At 33.7% G+C, this 5,023-nt stretch carries 7 protein-coding genes; 2 read left to right on the top strand and 5 right to left on the bottom strand.

All coding sequences use genetic code 11. The features are described 5' to 3' along the window. Nucleotides 1-132 precede the first annotated feature (132 nt). Entirely contained in the window at nucleotides 133-852 is a 720-nt protein-coding gene (locus tag HOO91_15255; GenBank protein NOU18911.1) for a M48 family metallopeptidase, read from the top strand. On the opposite strand, the gene HOO91_15250 is transcribed toward HOO91_15255, so the two are convergent. The 3 genes from HOO91_15250 to HOO91_15240 all read right to left on the bottom strand — a co-directional run bounded on the left by HOO91_15250 (nucleotide 849) and on the right by HOO91_15240 (nucleotide 2,283). Beyond that, nucleotides 849-1,379, bottom strand: coding sequence for a nitroreductase (locus tag HOO91_15250; protein NOU18910.1), 531 nt, complete (start codon nucleotides 1,377-1,379; stop codon nucleotides 849-851). The two genes, HOO91_15255 and HOO91_15250, sit on opposite strands and share 4 nt — an antisense overlap. Before the next feature lie 4 nt (nucleotides 1,380-1,383). Further along, nucleotides 1,384-1,668 carry a hypothetical protein gene (locus HOO91_15245; protein ID NOU18909.1) on the bottom strand — a complete coding sequence of 95 codons (285 nt, stop codon included), beginning with the start codon at nucleotides 1,666-1,668 and terminating at the stop codon, nucleotides 1,384-1,386. Between the two features lie 150 nt (nucleotides 1,669-1,818). After that, nucleotides 1,819-2,283 carry a pyridoxamine 5'-phosphate oxidase family protein gene (locus tag HOO91_15240; GenBank protein ID NOU18908.1) on the bottom strand — a complete coding sequence of 155 codons (465 nt, stop codon included), beginning with the start codon at nucleotides 2,281-2,283 and terminating at the stop codon, nucleotides 1,819-1,821. Nucleotides 2,284-2,450: 167 nt separating this feature from the next. Here HOO91_15240 and HOO91_15235 point away from each other — a divergent pair, with 167 nt between their 5' ends. Continuing rightward, on the top strand, nucleotides 2,451-3,167 hold the full coding sequence (locus HOO91_15235; GenBank protein ID NOU18907.1) for a YebC/PmpR family DNA-binding transcriptional regulator: 717 nt from the start codon (nucleotides 2,451-2,453) through the stop codon (nucleotides 3,165-3,167). A gap of 25 nt (nucleotides 3,168-3,192) precedes the next feature. On the opposite strand, the gene HOO91_15230 is transcribed toward HOO91_15235, so the two are convergent. Together HOO91_15230 and HOO91_15225 are read right to left on the bottom strand one after the other, a co-directional pair. Continuing rightward, nucleotides 3,193-3,867, bottom strand: a complete 675-nt coding sequence (locus HOO91_15230; protein ID NOU18906.1) for an MBL fold metallo-hydrolase — start codon at nucleotides 3,865-3,867, stop codon at nucleotides 3,193-3,195. A 61-nt stretch (nucleotides 3,868-3,928) separates the two neighbouring features. Then, nucleotides 3,929-4,885, bottom strand: coding sequence for a transglycosylase domain-containing protein (locus HOO91_15225; GenBank protein NOU18905.1), 957 nt, complete (start codon nucleotides 4,883-4,885; stop codon nucleotides 3,929-3,931). Nucleotides 4,886-5,023 lie beyond the last annotated feature (138 nt).

The raw sequence follows: 5,023 nt of genomic DNA, 5'->3' as shown, positions 1-5,023 counted from the left end.
GCTTTAGGATCAACAGATCGATACATAAGCAAACCATTTTTCATAAACTTATTGTTCGAATGGTTGAAGGTGATCCCATTACATATCAGAATGTTAAAATTAGTGCTTAAATAAACACCTCAAAAAATAAAATTGCAAAATACATCTAAGAAAATTATAAATTACCCAAAGATTGGGAACATTACCTACAAAAGAAACTCTAGAGCACGTAGGCTATCAATTTCAATAAATAACACTTCTGGAGTAAGAGTTACTATTCCGGGTACACTTTCATTTAGAAGTGCCGAATCCTTTGTGCTATCAAAATCTGAGTGGATAATCGAGAAAGTTGAATACTTCAACAAAAGAGAGGATTTAATTATTCAATCGGGAGTTTATAAGACAAGAACCCATACGCTAATTTATTTTCCTGTTAGCAGTACTAAAATCATAGTAAAGATAGATTCCCAAAATATTAATGTATTCTATCCTGAATACCTTGATATTTCAAACAACCAGGTACAAATTGCTGCAAAAAAAGGGATTGAAAATGCTTACCGACTCGAAGCTAAGGAAATACTTCCTCAAAGAGTTGAACTAATTGCCAAAAAATATGGGTTTCAATTCAATAGAATAAGTATAAAACGAACAACAAGTAGATGGGGTAGCTGCTCATCAAAAGATAATATCAATTTAAGTATCTTCTTAATGAAACTCCCAGATGAGTTTATCGATTATATTATACTCCATGAACTATGCCATACAGTACACAAAAATCATGGACCTAAATTCTGGGCTGCTCTGGATCAAATAACCGAAGGCAATGCCAAAAAACTTTCAAAAGAGGTTAAGCGGTTTAAAACGGGGATTTAAAATTTAATTTTCTCCCAAAAAACTATATCGCAAAGCAATTTTCTTTTCTCTAAATGTTTTTCGGAATCAATGGTGTCTTTAGGGTAACCCAATGGTATTAAGGCCACTGGTGTAATATGAGAGGGTAGCTCTAAAATGGAAGAGCATTTCATTACATCAAATTTACATACCCAACAGGTTGCAAGACCATTATCTGCTGCCTCAAGAGTTAAATGATCTATTGCAATTGCCATATCTATATCACAATGATCCTTCCCATCTGCTCGTCGCCAGGAACGGCTATGATCCCCACAAGCAACAATAATAACAGGAGCAAATTCAAGCCAAGGTCGCGAATAACATGAAGCAATTAGTTTTTTCAAAGATCCTTCAGAGACTATAACAAATAGCCATGGTTGACAATTAACAGCAGATGGCGCAATTCTTACAGTTTCAAAAATTTTCTCTATTAACTCCTTAGGAACACTTTTATCCAAAAAAGATCTGCAACTAAATCGTTTACGAGCCAATTCTAAGAATGAGTTCATAATATTAATCTTCAAGTGAATGTAATCGTTCTGTTAACTCAATTATACGATGATAAAAATCTTCTGCAATGGTATTATAATAAGATTTACCCTCTATTTTATTTCCATTTAAAGAGTTCGAATTCAATTTACTGATGATTTCATCACGCAATTTTAATGCATCCGAAATGATATCCAAAGTATTCTCCTGATCTAAAACAACCGAGAAAGCCAACTGTGTATAGCATTCATCAATAAAGTGGTTAACTAGATATTTTACATCTTTTTTAAAATCACGGATACTAGCCATAATATGTACTTTTCATTTTATAGTCAATTATTTAGCGTAATAAATATAGGTTATTTTATATATGGTTTTCAGCTATCCTGTTTTTTTTTCGATGATCTTCGTCAACTTTCTAAAAAAAGTTAAGTTGATTGAAACTCGTCAATTAGCAAACTAATAACCATAAACCCTTCCTTCTACCCTACCCACTTTAATTTCAAAAACCTTAACATTATCTACAGAAGGTCGATTATATGTGAAATTGCTTTTCCCTGAATACTTTTCCATAATAATCTCAAGGATCTCAATTTTACTATCATACCCATCTATTGGCAATAATTCTCCATGTATTAGCACACTTCGGTACTTCATAGAATATGAACAAGCAACGGTTTCATTTTGAATTCTCATCTCATAACCTGTGCTAAAAGCAACGCAAACTTTTGGATTCTTTTCCCAAATCTCTATCTTTTTACCTTCAGGGGCGCAATGAATGAATAATCGACCATCTTTATATCCAAAGTTAAATGGTAGTACATAAGGAAGTCCATCAGCATCAATCATTGATATATGGCAAATTTTAGAATCGTTAATGATCTGATCTATCTCTCGTTGTGAAATTCCGCTTCGGCTTTTCATACACTAACTTATTATTTTATTGTAATTAAGAATGATTTGAAAATTAAAACAACTAAAATAGAAATTATTTGATAAATAAAAATAGTAAATATTGATTAGGGGAATGAATATCCATTACTATACTTTTTTATCTTTGCACATCATTTAACCATTTTAAAGATTTTGATATGGGACGTGCGTTTGAATACAGAAAAGCTAGAAAGATGAAACGTTGGGGCAATATGGCTCGCGTATTCACTAGAATTGGCAGAGAAATTACGATTGCTGTTAAAGCTAGTGGACCCGATCCTGAAGGTAACCCAAGATTGAGGCTTCTGATTCAGACTGCAAAATCGGAGAACATGCCCAAGGACAATGTTGAAAGGGCAATTAAAAAGGCAACTGAAAAAGATCAAAAGGATTATAAGGAGATTGTTTATGAGGGATACGCAGCTCATGGTATAGCTGTTCTTGTTGAAACAGCTACTGATAATCCAACAAGAACAGTAGCTAATGTCCGTAGCTATTTCAATAAATATGGTGGCTCGCTTGGAACCACTGGGATGCTTGATTTTCTTTTCGAACGCAAGTGCTCTTTTAAAGTGGAAATGAAGGATGGTATTAACCTCGAAGAACTTGAACTAGAATTAATTGATTTTGGTGTTGAGGAGATTTTTGCTGAGGATGAAAATATTATGATTTTTGCCGATTTCACCAATTTTGGACCTATCCAACGATTTTTAGAAGATAGGAAAATGAATATTCTAAGTTTCAACTTCGAGAGGATACCGAATGACACAAAATCTCTATCACCTGAACAACTCGAAGAGGTTGAAAAACTAATTGAGAAGATTGAAGAGGATGAGGATGTAACAAACGTTTTCCATAACATTAAAGCATCCTAAATAGAAAGAGTTATGCTTATCCTTACTAGTTTGCTGATTGCTTTGGAATGATAACCTTAACATTCCCTTCAAGCATTTTTGCAAAAGTCTCCGCATCTTCAACTTTTCCTTCATACATCCCAAAATGAATAGGAATTGCCACAGATGCTTTTGTATCAAGAACTGCTTTTACTGCTTCGTCAATGGTATTCATTGTATATGTCTGTCCTATGGGTAAGAGGATGATATCACATGAAATGTTCTGCATTTCAGGTATTCTTTCAGTATCCCCTGCATGGTAAACTTTAACATGACCCAGAGTTAAAACATAACCCAACCAGTTACTACTCTTTGGATGTTTGTCACCTTTAACAATATTGTATGCGGGAACTGCCTGAATAGATATTCCTTTCCACTCAGACTCGAATCCAGGTTTTATACCATAAACATTAGTAATTCCAATGTCTGTAATTTTTTCTTTCAACTCGCTAGGACAAAAAACAACAGTATCTGGTGAGACAATCCTTTTAATATCCTCAACCGAAAAGTGATCGAAATGGGGATGGGTAATAAAGATAGCATCCGCCTTATCAGGTACTTTCAAATTGAAAGGATCTATGTAAATTGTTTTACCTGCTTGTTGTATTTTAATAGAAGCCTGCCCAAACCATTGAATGCTTTCGGCAACTGCTTCTACATTTTTTGATGGCTGAGTAGTCATAGTCAGTTAATTTATTAGAGATATGATTAAATAAAAAATAACGAAAACAAGATACAATAATTTAAGGTAAAAGTAAAGCGGTATCCCTCTCAATACTAATTTCATCAATACTTATAGAATCCGATATTGTACTAGCTGTATCAGCTAGCATATTTTTTGCTTGCCCATTTAACTTAATATTATAGGTTAAATCGTTAAATTGATCCTCGGAAATCATCCCTCGTGATAGCATTTTATTGCTAACGAATTTGAAATCATCCTCCATAAACGACTTTAGATTTCCATCCTTTTCAAATAAATATTTGAATTTTTTAGGGCGAGGAACTATGCTTGCCAAATATAAAGCCTCGTCAAGTGTAACATCTTTGGGACTTTTACTAAAATAGTATTGACATGCTTCTGAAACACCATATATATTTGGTCCCCATTCAATGATATTTAAATAGATCTCAAGTAATCTTTCCTTCGGAACTATTGCCTGATTCTCAATTAGCCAAACTATTAAATACTCCTCTGCCTTACGGAATAAGTTTTTACTTTTATTAAGATAAAGATTTTTAACCAGCTGCATGGTTATTGTGCTTCCACCCCGGGCGTATCTTTTCTGCTTAATATTCTCAGAAATAGCATATTTAAACGCATCTAAATCAAACCCTTGATTGGTAAAGAATCCACCATCCTCCAAGGTAACAACAGCATTGATAATAAACGGGGAAATCTCATCTAATCGTTTGAAATTTTTATTGCTCGGATCAATACGGATGGTTCTAATATACTGCCCTTCATCATATACATCATGGCTAAAGGTATCGTTTAATGCGCTAAAGTTTCTATAGCCATATTGTACAAGTCCAAAACTTCTGGTAATCAATTTAGGATTTAAGTACACGCTGTCGGGGTTATCGAGTCTTACCTTAAAATCTAGAGAATAATCAATGGTTCCATTTGTTTTAATCCCTTTAAGATTGGTGAACAACCCATCGGGTAAAGCATCAAATAACTGCTGTGATTGGAACACACCTGTATTTATTTTATTGAGGTGTTTATTTAAGCACTAATTTTAACATTCTGATATGTAATGGGATCACCTTCAACCATTCGAACAATAAGTTTATGAAAAATGGTTTGCTTATGTATCGATCTGTTGATCCTAAAG

The organism is Bacteroidales bacterium (genome assembly GCA_013141385.1).
Classification (GTDB): domain Bacteria; phylum Bacteroidota; class Bacteroidia; order Bacteroidales; family Tenuifilaceae; genus UBA8529.
This window is presented reverse-complemented; position numbering and strand designations above follow the sequence as displayed.

Bases quoted from the DNA above. Each gene is read 5' to 3' on its own strand.
- HOO91_15250 (NOU18910.1), bottom strand. From the start codon at position 1,379: ATGAACTCATTCTTAGAATTGGCTCGTAAACGATTTAGTTGCAGATCT.
- HOO91_15245 (NOU18909.1), bottom strand. From the start codon at position 1,668: ATGGCTAGTATCCGTGATTTTAAAAAAGATGTAAAATATCTAGTTAAC.
- HOO91_15240 (NOU18908.1), bottom strand. From the start codon at position 2,283: ATGAAAAGCCGAAGCGGAATTTCACAACGAGAGATAGATCAGATCATT.
- HOO91_15235 (NOU18907.1), top strand. From the start codon at position 2,451: ATGGGACGTGCGTTTGAATACAGAAAAGCTAGAAAGATGAAACGTTGG.
- HOO91_15230 (NOU18906.1), bottom strand. From the start codon at position 3,867: ATGACTACTCAGCCATCAAAAAATGTAGAAGCAGTTGCCGAAAGCATT.